The sequence below is a fragment of the Actinomycetospora straminea genome (assembly GCF_028737255.1).
Lineage (GTDB): Bacteria > Actinomycetota > Actinomycetes > Mycobacteriales > Pseudonocardiaceae > Actinomycetospora > Actinomycetospora straminea.
On record NZ_JAQZAN010000010.1, the window covers coordinates 31,857 to 46,059 of the forward strand.

11 protein-coding genes are annotated in these 14,203 nt (G+C 69.4%); 8 read left to right on the forward strand and 3 right to left on the reverse strand.

The features are described from left to right. Window positions 1-14 precede the first annotated feature (14 nt). The 8 genes from PH190_RS14905 (at window position 15) to PH190_RS14940 (ending at window position 10,019) form a co-directional block, all read left to right on the forward strand. Window positions 15-2,405: a hypothetical protein gene (locus PH190_RS14905; protein WP_274232310.1), complete on the forward strand. Its 2,391-nt coding sequence runs from the start codon at window positions 15-17 to the stop codon at window positions 2,403-2,405. Window positions 2,406-2,448: 43 nt separating this feature from the next. Next, on the forward strand, window positions 2,449-3,150 hold the full coding sequence (locus PH190_RS14910) for a hypothetical protein (protein WP_274232311.1): 702 nt from the start codon (window positions 2,449-2,451) through the stop codon (window positions 3,148-3,150). 11 nt (window positions 3,151-3,161) lie between these two features. After that, window positions 3,162-4,196 (forward strand): hypothetical protein, encoded by a 1,035-nt coding sequence (locus PH190_RS14915; RefSeq protein ID WP_274232312.1) that lies wholly within the window; start codon window positions 3,162-3,164, stop codon window positions 4,194-4,196. Between the two features lie 458 nt (window positions 4,197-4,654). After that, the gene (locus PH190_RS14920; RefSeq protein ID WP_274232463.1) at window positions 4,655-4,936 is read left to right on the forward strand and encodes a response regulator transcription factor; all 282 of its coding nucleotides are present in this window, start codon (window positions 4,655-4,657) and stop codon (window positions 4,934-4,936) included. Between the two features lie 486 nt (window positions 4,937-5,422). Further along, window positions 5,423-7,162: a S8 family serine peptidase gene (locus tag PH190_RS14925; RefSeq protein ID WP_274232313.1), complete on the forward strand. Its 1,740-nt coding sequence runs from the start codon at window positions 5,423-5,425 to the stop codon at window positions 7,160-7,162. A gap of 6 nt (window positions 7,163-7,168) precedes the next feature. Continuing rightward, window positions 7,169-8,251 (forward strand): ComEC/Rec2 family competence protein, encoded by a 1,083-nt coding sequence (locus PH190_RS14930; protein ID WP_274232314.1) that lies wholly within the window; start codon window positions 7,169-7,171, stop codon window positions 8,249-8,251. Window positions 8,252-8,532: 281 nt separating this feature from the next. Then, window positions 8,533-9,174: a hypothetical protein gene (locus tag PH190_RS14935; protein ID WP_274232315.1), complete on the forward strand. Its 642-nt coding sequence runs from the start codon at window positions 8,533-8,535 to the stop codon at window positions 9,172-9,174. A 188-nt stretch (window positions 9,175-9,362) separates the two neighbouring features. Next, window positions 9,363-10,019, forward strand: a complete 657-nt coding sequence (locus tag PH190_RS14940) for a VTT domain-containing protein (RefSeq protein ID WP_274232316.1) — start codon at window positions 9,363-9,365, stop codon at window positions 10,017-10,019. On the opposite strand, the gene PH190_RS14945 is transcribed toward PH190_RS14940, so the two are convergent. From PH190_RS14945 to PH190_RS14955, 3 genes are read right to left on the reverse strand one after another with little or no spacing between them, the layout of a single operon-like run. After that, window positions 10,000-10,845 carry a hypothetical protein gene (locus PH190_RS14945; RefSeq protein WP_274232317.1) on the reverse strand — a complete coding sequence of 282 codons (846 nt, stop codon included), beginning with the start codon at window positions 10,843-10,845 and terminating at the stop codon, window positions 10,000-10,002. The two genes, PH190_RS14940 and PH190_RS14945, sit on opposite strands and share 20 nt — an antisense overlap. Continuing rightward, window positions 10,842-12,026, reverse strand: coding sequence for a ferritin-like domain-containing protein (locus PH190_RS14950; protein WP_274232318.1), 1,185 nt, complete (start codon window positions 12,024-12,026; stop codon window positions 10,842-10,844). Before PH190_RS14950 ends, PH190_RS14945 begins: the two co-directional genes overlap by 4 nt. Then, window positions 12,023-13,996: a hypothetical protein gene (locus PH190_RS14955; protein ID WP_274232319.1), complete on the reverse strand. Its 1,974-nt coding sequence runs from the start codon at window positions 13,994-13,996 to the stop codon at window positions 12,023-12,025. The genes PH190_RS14950 and PH190_RS14955 overlap by 4 nt, the downstream gene beginning before the upstream one ends. Window positions 13,997-14,203 lie beyond the last annotated feature (207 nt).

Here is a 14,203-nt window from a genome sequence, read left to right on the forward strand (position 1 = left end):
CAGCACATCGGCTGATGCGCGAGCACCTCACAGGCCCGCTGCAGGCCGGCGCGGCCGAGTCGCGGCTGGCCCTCTCGCCATCCGGGACGGTGGAGATGTCGAGCCCGACCCGTGAACCGCTCGTTCTCGCGGCCCCGACCCGGTCATTGGACGACTTGGCGCTGTCGCTGCGGGTCGAGGTGGTCGGCGGCGACACCGTCGTCCTTCACTTCGCGCCGGGTACCGAGGCGGGCGCGGCGCTGCCCGTCCTGCGGCTCGCGGCCGACCCGGGCACGGGCCTGGCCGCACCCTTCAGGCTGCGCCTCTCGCTCACCCAGATCCGCGGCACGACCAGCCGTCCGGTGCCGGCCGCGGCGCTGGCCGAGCACATCGAGCTGCGCCTGGTCGAGGGCGTGCTGGGCCGGCTCGTGTACCTGCTCGGGGCGGAGAAGGCCCGGCTGCGCCGGCAGGCCCGCGAGCTCGCGGGCGTCCGCCGCCTGAACGGTGCATATGGCGACGCGCTAGACCGGTGGGGCGCCGAGCTGGGCGTGCCTCGGCTGCTCGACACCATCCGCTTCCGGGAGCCGGCGGCGCACGAGCGGGCGACCGTGTTCGGGTTGATCACGTTCGGCGAGCGCCGGTTCGGTCCGGGCTCCGCCGGTGAAGTCACCGCCGAGGCTCGCCGGGAGCCGGATCGGGAGTACCGCCGCCGCCTGGCGATCTACCGGTCCTGGCTGTACCCCTCGCCGGCCCAGGTTCGCGCGCTGCTCAACGGACCGGGCCGGGCGGACGAGGCCAACGCGGGCATGCTTGCTGACATCGGGATCACGGCACGGGCCGCGGTTCGCGACACTCCCCGACAGCCGGCCGTGGCCGTACACCTGGTAGCCGTCGATGACCCCGAGCTGCGGACTGGGCTGCACGAACACATCCGGCGCACGGCCCTGGTGTGGCCCGGCGACAGCGCGACGCCCGAGGCCGTGCACGCAGCCCGGTACCTGCCACAGGCCATGCGCGAGGCGACCGACGAGTTGCGAGCCCGCTTGCGCGCAGCCTTTGAGCTTCCCCCGGACGTGGCGCTGGCGCCGCGCCTCGCCCAACTACTGGACCGCGTCGCCCGCTGCCGACAGGCCTTGGGGGGGACCGATCGATGGCGGGTCCGCCGCGGCCAGGACCCCGACGGCGGCAGCCGGTACGAGCTTGGGTTGGGCGCGGACATCGAGCCCCTGGCCGCCGTCGACCTGGACGCAATGGCAGAACGTCTACGCAGCGACGATATCGACCTGCCCTCGACGCCGACCAGCGCCGAACCGGACCCGGCCGAGACGAGGGCGCTGCTAGCCGCCGCGCAGCCCGTGGACGCAATAACCGATCCCGATGGTGCGTGGCTGCTGGCTGCCGGCGGTCTACAGACGGTGCACCGGATCGCCGACGACCTACTGTACGTCTCGCACCTCTCAACCTTCGGGCTGTCGGTCTCCGGGCCCGCGGCGATCACTAGCGGGTCGACGGTGACGCTCGAGGCCCGGTACCACGCGGCCGGAGAGCCTGGCAGCCATGCGCTGATACTCGCCGGGCTCACCGCCAGCGCCACGACCTGGACCGGCGCCGGTCGGGATCCATGGCAAGTCATCGACGGCGACGATGCGCAGGACGCATGGAACGCCGCGCTCGTCACGCCGGGCATGGCGGCGCCGGTGCTGGAGGCGGCCGGGTTGCCGAGTATCGAGGACCCGGACGGCGTAGCCACAGCGCTCGCGGACCTGCCCGCTGAGCTGATCGCGACGCTGCGCCTAGCCCCGACCACTGCCCGCCGGATCACCGCGGGCCGGCCGGAGGCTGTCGACGAGCTGCGGCAGTTGCTGAACACCTTCGGAGAGCAACGGTTGAGCGCTGCGCTGCTGCTGGTGCTGGGCGACGAAGATGTTGTCGTCGTTGTCGGAGGCGTCGCGCTACCCGTTGCCGGCCTCAACCTCACCGACCGCACCGCGACGCTATTTCGCTGGTATGCCAGCCGCGTCTGGCCGGTCGAGCCGGGAGAACCGGCTCCGGTCTCGATCGGCTACCTCGGCGCGCGGACCGAACTCACCCCGAGGGCCCCGGGACTGTATGCAGTCGTGGCGCTCGGGCAGGTCCGAGTGCAGGCGGCTGGAACCGCTCCGTATGAGTTCGCCGTCGAACTGCCGGCCGGCGTCACCATCAGCCTCCTGCAGTACGAGTACCTGATGAACCTGCTCGCCCACGTTCACCCGATGGGTGTCCGGGTCGATACATCGACGGTGCGCCAGCGGCACGTCGACCTCAGCGACGACGGCCGCGCGGAGCCGATCCCCCCGGACGTCTCCCGCACGTTCCGCTGGTTCCGTCGCTCCCGGTTCCGCGGCCGCACCGCCGCCGGCACACCCAGCGCACTGGAGCAGACATGACCGACAGTGGCGATACCGAAGCCGACCCGAACAGGAGGCCGTCATGCCCTTCGAGTTCCAGACTGGGTTTGAAGAGGTCGACCCGACCTGCATCGCGTCCTTCGCGCGGACGTTTGAGCATGCCGACTGGATCGACGGCGAAAGCATTGTGCAGGCGGAGTCGACGGCGGCCGACGAGGGGTTCAACTCCCGCTTCCACAAGATAATCGGAGATCTTGATGCGTTGGCCGCGGACGCCCGGCGCGGCCTTGAGTGCACGGCCGCAGTGCGGACAAGCTTGTTCGCGCTCCTAGCCGAGATCGAGGCTGAGCTGTCCCGGCTCGGTGCCGCGGTACCGACGACAATGACTCTTACTCCAACACTCGCGTCGTTCGGCGACGACCCGTGGTCGCACTTCGCCGGTGGCGCGGAGAAGCGGATTGGTCTGGCATCGGCGCAGGGGATGATGGCACTCACCCTTCCCGCAGGGGCGACGCTCACGGGGTTTCGCGTGACCGGGCGGAAAGGCGCTGGCAACCTGTCGGTAGACCTTATGCGCCACGACCTCGCCGTCGGCGCCGACCCGGAGCAGATCGTCGGCGTTACGCCAAGAGACGGCAACTTCGATCTGAAACGATCGATCTCCGCAGGTCCCTTGGCGACTATCGAGGAGAGGTTCCGCTACTACGTCCTCGCCCAGGTTGACGGGGCGGCCCTCGGCCCCGTGCGGCTCACCGGCATCCAGATAACTACGATGATGTCCTGAAAGGATTTCTCATGACGAACGATCTATTCATCAAGGTCAACGCAGCCGACGACGGGGCGCGCCCCCTTCCGCCCGACACCGCAACTTGGACATCCCCATCGATCTGGCTGACCAACCAACGGGGTGATGGGATTCCCAGCGCGGTCGTCGGCCAGGTCAACGTCGTCAATGTGCAGGTCGACAGCATCAGCCCTGACCCGAAGACGAACGTGAAGGTGCAGGTGTGGGTCTGCGACTACACCGCAGGCGGCGTCGGGCCGGATTCTGTCCTCATCTCCGGCAGCGCTGGCGGGAGCACCGGCAAGATCGGAACCACCATGACCGCGGTGGCGGCAGGCGCCCCCGGGATCGCTCGCGTGGAGTGGACGCCAGACACCGCTGATCTCATCAACACCGGCGATCCGAACTCCGGCCACGTGTGTGCCGGGGCCAACGTCTTCGTCCAGGGCGCAGCACCCGAAGGGAGCCTCAAGTCGTCTGGGTTCGTAGACGTGGTGAACAATCAGCACCATGCCCAGCGCAACCTCACCGTGATCCGAATCGGGGGGTTGGTAAACTTCACCATGGGCGTGGTCAATCCGGGCCTGGAGCTGGCGCGTTTCCATCTGCAGGCGGCGCCGGTTGACCCCGAGCTGGTGATGGGACCGCTGGAGCGGGAGACCCTCCTCACCGCACACTTTGTCGACCTGCTCGGCGCCGAGGAGCCGGTCCGTGTCCCGCTGGAGTGCATGACGGAGCCGTTGGAGCGCACGCGACTGGCCGGGGGCGGAGAACTCATCCTGCTAGGCATGCCGGAGCCAGTCCCGCTGCGTCCGGCGACGGCCCCCCTTGACGCTCAACTCGTCACTGCCGAGGGCAGCGACCAGCACTTGACCGTCGAAGTCGAGCCCGGCGATCGGCTGCCGGTCACACTACGTGCAAGGCTCGGCGATGGCGATGTCGGCGACGTTCACGGAGTCGAACTCACCCAGATCGATGACAACGGCAATATTCTTGGCGGCGCTCGGGTACTGCTGGTGAACACACCGAACTGGGTGTGCCCCTAACTGTGAGACTTGCGCGACCGGCGTTGCGAGGCAACTCCAAGTGCGAAGCCGAGACGGGCAGGCGTGCGCCAACCCCGAAACACAACCCACAGTGTCTTAGAATAGGCGCGGGCTCGAACGGCCGCGGTAACACACGCCATCAAGGATGAATGGCCAGAGACCCACTTAAGCTCCGCTCGGCCTGGACCGACGGATTGCAAGCAAGCACGTCAACGATCACGAAGGTCTGGGGGCGCTCATGTAGGTCGCGCCAGAGCCAGCACAAAGCTTCTCGGCCCGCATCTGCACTCGACGAAGACACAGCGTGGTCGTGCGAACGCGAAACGACACGAACTTGAGAAGTGAACGTTCCATAGGCAGTGAGGCCATGAGCTGAACGAGTGAAGACAATCGACGATCTCCGGCGTGGTAGGGCACACTGTTCGTCATCACCTTTTAGCGTTGGCCGGGGGGACGCTGTGGCCGGTTCTCTTCGACTCGCGAAGTCTGCAAGCCGGAGCCTGCGCAATAGGTCTACGCTCACGCGCCGCGAGGTCGCGGTTCTCTCCCTGCTGGCAGACGGCTTCACCGCCGCGAGAATCGCGCGCACACTATCTGTCAGCGAGCGGACAGTACATAAGCATCTCGAACACATCTATGCAAAATTAACGGTTTCGGATCGACTGTCGGCAGTTCTCGTCGCGCAGGAGCTCGGCCTGCTCGACTCGACCCCGCCACTTTCCTGTGGCGACACGGTTTAGTTCCTTTGGGCGGACCTCTCGGGAGTGGCGTTAGCGGGAGCAACGGATGATCTCCCGGGCTTGTTGCAGTATTAGGGTCGTGAGACAGCTCCACAGGGGTTGGGCACTCTGCCGAGGCCGTACGCTTTGGCCCGGGAGACGACGGTACTGCGTCGTGTAGCTGCGGTGAGGTGGGCCCCGAGAAGTTGATGATGACGACGCCTAAGCTAGTCAACTTCAACGTCCCGGAAACCCGATGTCGCAGCCTACGACCGTGCTGCCCGGCCGCCACGCCCTCAGCTGTACTCCACTTCCGAAAGAGCCAGGAAAGGTGGCTGGGTACGCACAGCGTACTGACCCCGGACACCAACAGACGAGCGGCCCTTGCGCTATAGCCGGCTGCCGGTGCCGTGACGGCAACAGCAACGCAATCGCGTCGGAATTGCAACTCGCGGAAGGGAGGGTTCCTCTAGCGAGTCGGGTCTGGGGTGGTCTACTTCTGGTGCGGTGGAACGCGACGAACTCACCCCGATCTTCTACGGCACCGGGCCTGCCCCCGCACCGTGGGCAACGGACTGCCCGGTCCGATTTGACGTCTGGCAGGCCTACGCCGGGACGTGGCCGCAAGGTACCGAGCGTCGGCTCGACGTCATCCTCGCCATCAACGAGGAACACGGGACGCGCCGCGTCCTCGATCGGCTCGGCACAATCCCCGCCTGCGCCCCTGTTGCCGCTGGCGGCTTCGTCGTAGCCAGGCTGACGCCCGAGGAGCTGATCCGCGTAATCCTCCCCCTAACGAATCTGTACGGCCTCCTGCGCCTAGCTCAGGAGCAGAGCCTCGAGACCTTGATCGCGCTGGTATCCGACCGCGACGAGATTGTGCCGTTGTTTGATCCCCAGGAGCGCGAGGAGCGCCGGCAGGAGCGCAGACGGCATCTCACATGGTTCCTCCGGCTCCTCAGCGCGGTTCTCGGCGACGTGTACTCGCTCACAAGACAGTGGACACCGGTGAAGGCCGCCGAGGCTGTTCAGAACGCGGTGCTGGACCCGGAGGCAACGCAGCCCGTTCAGCCGGCGCCGATCGGCCCGGTCGACCGACGTCGCCGTTATCCTATCGTCTCGGTCACGACAAATCGTCGCTCGACCCCGGCCGTGCTGCGGTCCCGCCGAACGATCAAAGCCGATGCTGCCGAGCAGGTTTTCTCGGTGGACACCAGCGCGATCGGTTGGGCGGTCTTAGACACTGGCATCGACGCTCACCACGAGGCGTTCCACGATTGGGACACGACGGGAGCGACCCCAATTGATCGAGGGAACCGGGTGGTCCGGGCGTTTGACCTTGTGGATGCACGAGACTCCGTCTCAGAGGAGGTCCTCGATAACGGGCTTATCGACTGGCCACGGCTGCTGCCCCACCTCGAGATGCCCACACCATCACCAACGCTGGTCATGTCCTCGCGCCCGCCACAGCACCTTTACCGCGCGCCTACGCACGCGCACGGGACGCACATCGCCGGGATCATAGGCGGGTGCTGGCCGGAGAAGGGGCTTTACGGCATCTGCCCGACAATCCGGCTTTATGACTTCCGCGTGCTGGACGACGAGGGCGACGGCGACGAGTTTTCGATCGTCACCGCGCTGCAGGCCGTCCGGTACATCAATGAGCAAGCCGGACGACTTGCTATCGCTGGCGTGAATGTTAGCCTTTCGGTGCCGCACGACGTCGCTACCCACTCCTGCGGGTGGACGCCCGTGTGCATCGAGGCCGACCGGCTCGTCAGGTCGGGCGTGGTCGTCGTCGCGGCGGCTGGCAACGCCGGGTTCAGCGGCGTAATGACCACGCTTGGGTCCGACTACCGGTCCGCCAGTATCTCCGATCCGGGCAACGCAGAACTCGCTATAACGGTTGGATCTACGCACCGCAGCGACCCGCATCGCCACGGCGTGAGCTATTTCTCCAGCCGCGGTCCAACTGCGGACGGCAGGCGCAAGCCCGATCTGCTCGCGCCCGGTGAAGACATCGACGGGCCGGTGCCAGGCGGAATGGCGGCAATGCACGGGACCAGCCAGGCGGCCGCTCACGTCAGCGGCGCCGCCGCGATGCTCCTGGCGCGATATCGCGAGCTTCTCGGCCGGCCCGAACGAGTCAAAGCCATCCTCTGCGATACAGCCACCGACCTCCTTCGCGAGAGGGACTTCCAGGGGCTCGGCCTCGTCGACGTCCTTCGCGCCATGCAGTCCCTGTGAGCCGGTATGCTTCGATTCGATTTCCTTGATGCCCGGCACGGCGACTGCTTCCTGGTTCGGTGGGGCGACGGTCGGGTCATGCTAGTCGATGGCGGGCCTAGTCCGGTGTACCAGGACTCGCTTCTTCCCTACCTCGAGACGCTACCGCCAACCGGCAACGGTCGACGGCACATCGACGTAGTATGTGTCACTCACGTCGACGATGATCACATCGCCGGCATTGAGCGGCTCCTAACCGAATTGAGCCGTAAGCAACGGGATGGCGAGGCCCTGCCGTTCCAGGTTGGCCAGACCTGGTTCAACGCGGCAGACCAAATTGTGAACTCCCAGGCACCGGCGTCCGCCGCCGCGGTGCGCCGGCTGCTCGCGACCACGCCGCGTGGGGCGGCGTCCATAGCCAGCATCGCTCAGGGCCAGCGGGTCCGAACGCAGGCGAAGCAGCTCGGCATCGACCTTAATGTCGGATTTCCCGATCGCACCCTACTTTCCTGCAATCGGATTGAAGTACACGGTCTAGACGTGAAGGTGGTGGCGCCGGACACTGTCGCGCTGGACGCGTTGCTGGCTAGGTGGCGGGCAGCGGAGTCGGCTCGCGACGCCGGCATCGTAACCGCAGGATACACCGACTACTCGATCCCCAACCTCTCAAGCACTGTGCTACTCATTGAGCACCTCGAGCGACGGGCGCTACTAACCGGTGACGCGCGCGGAGACCGGATACTTTCGGGGCTCGAGGAATGCAAGCTTCTCAAGTCGGGTGCACGGATGCACGTCGACCTGCTGAAACTGCCGCACCACGGCAGCAATAACAACGTCACCTCTGACTTCTTCGAGCGAATTCATGCCGACCACTATGTCATCTCGGCAGACGGCGTCGCGCACCACCACCCTAACGAGCAGACTCTCACCTGGCTTGTGCAGTCGAGAAGTCCAGAAGACATTTTTACCATTCATTTGACCAATAGCATCGAATTCGCCGAGATGGCACTGCAGGAGCTTGCGGTCGGCAGACGTTTTCGCACCGCGGTCCGACATGCCGCCGAGCCAGCTGCCATCGTTAGTCTCGGCGCCAAGGCCCCAGCACCATGAGTAGCGAACGCAGCAGGACCCGGCTCGCCCTCTCCAGTTGTCGTCTAGGGAGCGCAGCGGGGTTCGACACCGGGACGGTCCGGAACTAAAGTTCATCTCGTCATGAAGTTAAGCCCGACTCCAGCCCGTGGTCGATCCGCTCCCTGGCCGGAGCTGACATCGACGCAGCCGGCAAGGCCTCAAGGAATTGGGTCGACGCACGAACCTCGGGAGCGATCAGGCCCGACCGGCCGCATTGGTGGGTTGCGTCCCGTGGAGTGGTGGAACTTCGGGCTCATCGCGTGATCTATACGCCGGGTCAAATCATGCCTTCAGCAGTTCGTGCTGGCCACCGCGTCCTCGTTGGCGGGCGCGGTGAGCAGGGTCATGGAGTCTTCGGCAAGGTAGCGGCGGTCGCCCGTCTGCCATTCGTCCTCGACCCGGCCGCCCGCTGGTCCGGTGCCGACCGGGGCGCGGTCGAGGTCGGCACCGCGGCGGCACCGGACGTGCGGGTCGACGCGACGGGCAGGCGCGCCCGCAGCGCCGTCGACGTGCGGCGGCCGGCCCGGGCGTGGGTTGCGTCCTCCTGCGCCCTGCCCCTCGGTGATCGTGACCCGCTGATGCGCCGCGCGATCGCCCTCGACCGTCCCGGCTACCGCGTCGGTTCAGGTTCGTGGCTGACAATCGGCTGGGTGGGGCCGGGACGCCCGCTGCGGATCTCGACCGAGCTCGCCGCCCGCCTCGAGGCGGTGGGTCCCACGCGCCGGATCGGCGTCGCGGACCTCACGTCGTGCTCGCGACCGAGCCGGCACCGGTTCGCGAGCGCGGCTTTTCCCTGCCCAGACGGAGTGACGATCCCGATCAGCGACGCAGCCCTCACCCAGGACGCGCTAACCTCCCAGGGCACCTCGATCGGCCCGTCGCGGGAGTACGCAATCGGGTGAGCACCGACCTCGCCTCCGCGGCCGCCCGCACCGATGACGACCGCGCACGTCACCTGCGGACCCTGACCGGTGCCCTTGACCGGTCCTGGTGCGCGGCGAGCCGCTCTGGGCCCAGTACCGCTCGTGGCTGCGGGAGGACGTCCAACGGGGCGGACCGCACGTGGCGTAGTCGGCCCCTGGAGGAGGTCGTGACCATCCCGATCGAGCGCGTCCTCGTGTGGGCCGCCGTCCCGGCGGTGCTCGTCGTCGTCCCGTTCCTGCTCTGGGGCTCGGACGTCGTGACGTGGACCGCGTCGGTGATGAGCCCGACCACCTCGTCGACAGCCATCGCCGTCGGCGTGTTCTTGCTGCTCGCCGTGGACATCGCGGCACCGGTGCCGTCCTCGCTCGTGTGCCTTGCCGCCGGTGCGTTACTCGGTGCGGCGCTGGGCACAGCGGTCAGCGCCGCCGGGCTCAGCGTCGGGTGCGCGGTCGGGCTGGGGCTGGCGCGCCGGGTGGGCAGCACGCCCTCGCGGTGGCTGCTCGGCCCCGAGCCGTTCGACCGGCTCCGGCGCCTCGGTGAACGGCACGGCGTCGCGATCCTGGCCGTCTGCCGGCCGGTGCCGGTGCTGGCCGAGACGTCGGTCGTGATGGCCGGCGCCGTGCGGATGCCGCTCAGTGCGGCGCTGGCCGTGACGACCCTGGCCAACATCGGCGTCGCGGGGTGCTACGCGGTCGCAGGGGCCTGGGCGTGGTCGGGCCGAGGGACGTTCCCGGTGGCGGTCGCGGCGGCGTGCTTGCTGCCCGCGGCCGCGTGGTCGGTCGTCCTGGCCGCCCGCCGCCGGGTCACGGCCGCCGATCGGTGACCCGCGGGACCCGGGGGCTCCGACGCGGTCCGGCACCGTCCGGCAGCCGGAGGGTCCCTCGCGCGTAGCCGCAGAGGACGTCGGCGTCCCATCCGCCCAGCCAGAACGACGCGCGCCACGGCTCGTCGTGGTCGGTCGCGTCCAGCCAGCCGTGCGGGTCGTCGATCTCGGGCTCCGAGCTCAGGACGTAGTCGTAGCGCATGAGCGCGCCGAAGAACCGCGCCGCGCCGCCCCCGTCGGCTCCGAGGTTCCCCGTGAGGAAGGCGAGCCGCTCGGCGATCGCGGTCCTGAGCGGCTCGGCGGCGTCGGCCAGCTCCGCGCGGAGCGCCGTGACCCGAGCGGCCCAGGTGGCGGTGAGATCCTGCTCGCCGGTCGCCTTCCGGATCTCGGCCGCCCCGAACTCCACGCCGCCCGCGAACAGCTCGGCGTAGGGGAAGGACGGGTCGGCGGGCACCACCGCGCGCGCGGCGCGGAAATCGTCGCGCGCGACCTGCAGGTGGAACGGGTAGAGGGGTTCGAGGCCGTCGTCGGCCACGACACCGTTGCGTCCCTCGAACTTCGGCGCGTCGAGCAGGTCGACCGTCGCACCGACCAGGGGATGGTCGGGCACGGCGATCCCCTCGTGCGCGACGGCGTCGACGGCCACCCCGATGTCGCGGCCGTGCGTGCGGCGGAACGGTGGCGGTTGGAACGAGACGATCCGGTCCAGGTCGGGTTCGCCCGCGTAGGCGTGCACGTACCCGGACACGCCGCGCGGCTCGTCGTAGGGGTCCGGATCGGTCGCGAGCCGGCACTGGAACCACCCGGCGAAGCTCAGCTCGATCATGGTGCGACCTCGACGAGGCTGCGGCGGACGAAGCCGATCGTCTCGCCGACCGCGGACAGGCGTGGGGTCCGATCGCCCAGCTCGACGGCTTCCGCCACGATCGCGGCGAGGCGTTCCAGGACGAACGTCCAGCGCGCCGCCGGGAACGGCGAGAGCGCGACGTCGGAATAGAGCTCGAACGGCGGGCCCGCGCGTCGGGGATCGGCGGGGTCGCCGGCGGGCATCTCGGTCAGGACCTCCGCGATGGGTCGTATCGCGGTGCTCATCAGCCGCGCCGCCGCCGAGCGCACGGCCTGCTTGGCGCGCGTGCCGCCGCCGAGCGCGAAGAACTGGGCGAGCAGCAGAAGCACCACCTCGTAGACGGCGTTGAACAGCTCGGCGGTGCGCAGCGCGTCCGGGTGCGTGAGCACGGTCCCTGGTCCGGCTCCGCGCAGGTCGCGGGTCTGCGGGTTGGGCACGACGTCTCGGGCGGCGGCGAAGTGGCCGGCGTCGGCGTACTCCTTGCGCACGTCGAGGAACCGCGCGTAGTGCGACCCGCGCCGGTCGGCGGGAGTGCCCTCTCCGTCGCGCACGATGTCGTCGATGGCGGCGAAGGCCCCGGCCCGGTCCACGACCCGCCGGACGTCGAGCTCGACCGACCAGTCGTCGTCGATCTGCGCCTCCGGCGGCCCGATGAACAGCGTGCGCTCGTCGAGCGAGGCGAACCCCTGCCGGATCTGCTCGTAGAGCTCCCCGACGAAGGTGTACTCGAGCTCGTCGGGCGCCACCGCGTCGAACGCCGAGGCCTCCTGCGGTCGCGCCGGCGGGTCGGGCAGGGCGTGTCCCTGCGGCAGCTCGAAGACGAGCATCCGGTACAGCGCCTCGTCGGAGAACGGGACGAGGTCGAACGCGAACGGGTAGTAGCCGACCTGCTGGGGGAAGTTCGGTCGCGACAGGTGCGGACCGGCGCCCACCGCGGCCAGCAGGTTGGACACGGTGGCGAGGTGCCCCATCTCCTCGACCGCGACGCGCAGGATGACGCCCTCCCACTCGCGCGCGAGGCGCTGCTGGGGACCGGTGAGCCCCTCGCTGAGGTGCTTCTTCATCGTCAGCGCCGGGAACAGGTACTGGATCATGAGGCCGTGCTCGATCTCGGCGGCCTCGCGCAGGGCCAGCACGAGCTCCTCGCGTGTGTCGATCACGATCGATCACCCCTCCGGTCGGTCGCGGGCAGAGCCGCCCGGGACGTCTCGACGTCGCGGGCGACCCGCTCGAGCACCCGCGTCCGGACACCCCGGCTGCGCAGGGTCGGGACGATGGCGTCGAGGACGGCGCCCGCCCGCTCGTCGCGGCCCCGCCTCGCCTCGGCCTCGGCCAGCGCCGTCATCGCCTGGTTCAGCGAGATGTTGTCGAGGCGCGCAGGCGCCGTGCCCGCGGCGCCAGAGGGCGCGACGACCTCGCGCAGCAGCGCCGCCGACTCCTCCGGTCGGGCCGGGTGCACGGTGAGCTGGCGCTCGGTGGTGAGCTCCTTGAACGGTCGGCGGGCCGGGAAGCCGCGCACGAGCCGCGCGTACGTCGCCAGGGGATGCGCCCCGTGCTCGTCGATGACCTCCTGCAGCGCGTCGTTCCCGGACTGCAGGGCGGCCGCACGCGAGCCGAGCGTCTGGAACAGCCAGCCGGTCTGCGTGCCGACGAGCAGCTCGCCGACGCGCTGGTCCTCCTCGGTCATGGGGGGTCGGATCCGCAGCCGGACCTCGGGCGAGACCACGACGGACCCGTCGGGGGCCGTGTAGCGCCCGCGCACCCGGTACTCGCCGGGCTCGTCGAAGGACGCGCCGAAGGAGTCCGCGCCGATGTAGGCGCTGTCGTAGATCGCGAGCCCGGGCCGCAGCCGCCGTGTCCGTGCCTCGTGGGTGCACCGGCGCAGCAGCGGCCGGTGCAGGACGACCCGCCCCGAGGGCCTGCGCACGGCGATGCTCATCCGGTCGTCCTTGGGATGCAGCGACGGCACCACCGCGACGCCCGCCGGGTCGGTCGCCGCCAGCTTGATCTCGGCGACCACCGGCTCGCCCCAGGAGTACGTGGCGCGGGTGCGCAGCTCGAGCTCAAGGCCGGATTCGTCGCGTTCGGCGGCCTCGAAGGCCGCCGGGTCGACGTCGCCCGCTCCCCCACCAAACGGGTTCCCGCCCATGATCACGTCGTGCAGGGGTGCGTGGCGCAGGTGGGCCAGCTCCGCCGGGGTGAACGCGAAGGCGAAGTCGCGCCAGTAGGCCTCGGTCCCGCTCCCGCCGCCGGTGGCCGCTCGGTACTCCTGCGGGTAGTTCATCCACGACCGGTCGCCCCGCCCCGAGTGCGGGCCGAGCGGTGCGGGCGGCAGGGCCAGGTTCTTCTCCCAGGAGTGCCGCAGGTTGAAGCAGTGCCCCAGCTCGTGGACATAGGTGCGCAGCTGGGCACGCCGGGCCTTCGGGCCGGAGCCGGCGATGACGTCGTTGAACACCGCGCAGCCCTGCCGCCCGCGTCCGGCCTGGTCGAACATGATCCCGCGCACCGGGCTCGGGTGGTCGTACGCGGTGGCCACCAGCAGCCAGACGCTCCACTGCCGGACGTCGGCGAACCGCGAGGCGTGGTTGACCATCGCGGCGTGCAGCTCGTCGTCGCCCCACTGCCGGTCGGGCCCCGCGCCGGAGACCGGCACGACATCGGCCCCTCCCGCCACCGGCGTGAGCTCGACGCCGGCGTCCGCGAACGCCCCGGCCACGGTGAGCACCCGCTGCGGCGTGCCCTCCGGGCGCGGGAGGAGCCCGGTGTCGTAGGACACGAACGGCTCCTGGTCGGTGACCGTGTCCTGTTCGTAGACCACCGTGCGGTACCGGGCGGAGACGAACTCGCAGCTCCACGTGGTACCCGCGGACTCGGCGGGCGAGCTCAACCGGATCGTCGCCGGGCCGGGCGGCGCGGTCGGCGCGGGCGCTCCCGAGGGCTCGGTCCCGGCCACCTCGACCCGGGCGCCGGTCGGTCCCGCGGGCCAGGTGGCCCGCACCGCGCCCTCGATGCGGACCGAGGACGCCGTCCCCGTGACGACGGGGTCGGCCATGACGAAGCTGCCGGTGTACCGCGTCGTCGCACCGGCCACGGCGAAGACGTCGGCGCTGACGCGCGGTCCGCCGATCACACCGTCGAGGTCGATCCGGAGCTCGACGACGTCAGCTCCGTCGTCACGGGACCCCCGGTAGCGACCGCTGACGTGACTCGTCCCGACGACGGTCGCCGGCGGCGTGGATCGCCGGGACGTACTCACGTCCGATGCCGCGTCGGCGCGGGCCGATGCGCGAGGCGTGGTCGTCGACTCAGCCATCCGGTCCCCCGTCGGATGATCGAT

Coding starts and splice junctions, on each gene's coding strand:
- PH190_RS14905 (WP_274232310.1), top strand. CDS start 15: ATGCGCGAGCACCTCACAGGCCCGCTGCAGGCCGGCGCGGCCGAGTCG.
- PH190_RS14910 (WP_274232311.1), top strand. CDS start 2,449: ATGCCCTTCGAGTTCCAGACTGGGTTTGAAGAGGTCGACCCGACCTGC.
- PH190_RS14915 (WP_274232312.1), top strand. CDS start 3,162: ATGACGAACGATCTATTCATCAAGGTCAACGCAGCCGACGACGGGGCG.
- PH190_RS14930 (WP_274232314.1), top strand. CDS start 7,169: ATGCTTCGATTCGATTTCCTTGATGCCCGGCACGGCGACTGCTTCCTG.
- PH190_RS14945 (WP_274232317.1), bottom strand. CDS start 10,845: ATGATCGAGCTGAGCTTCGCCGGGTGGTTCCAGTGCCGGCTCGCGACC.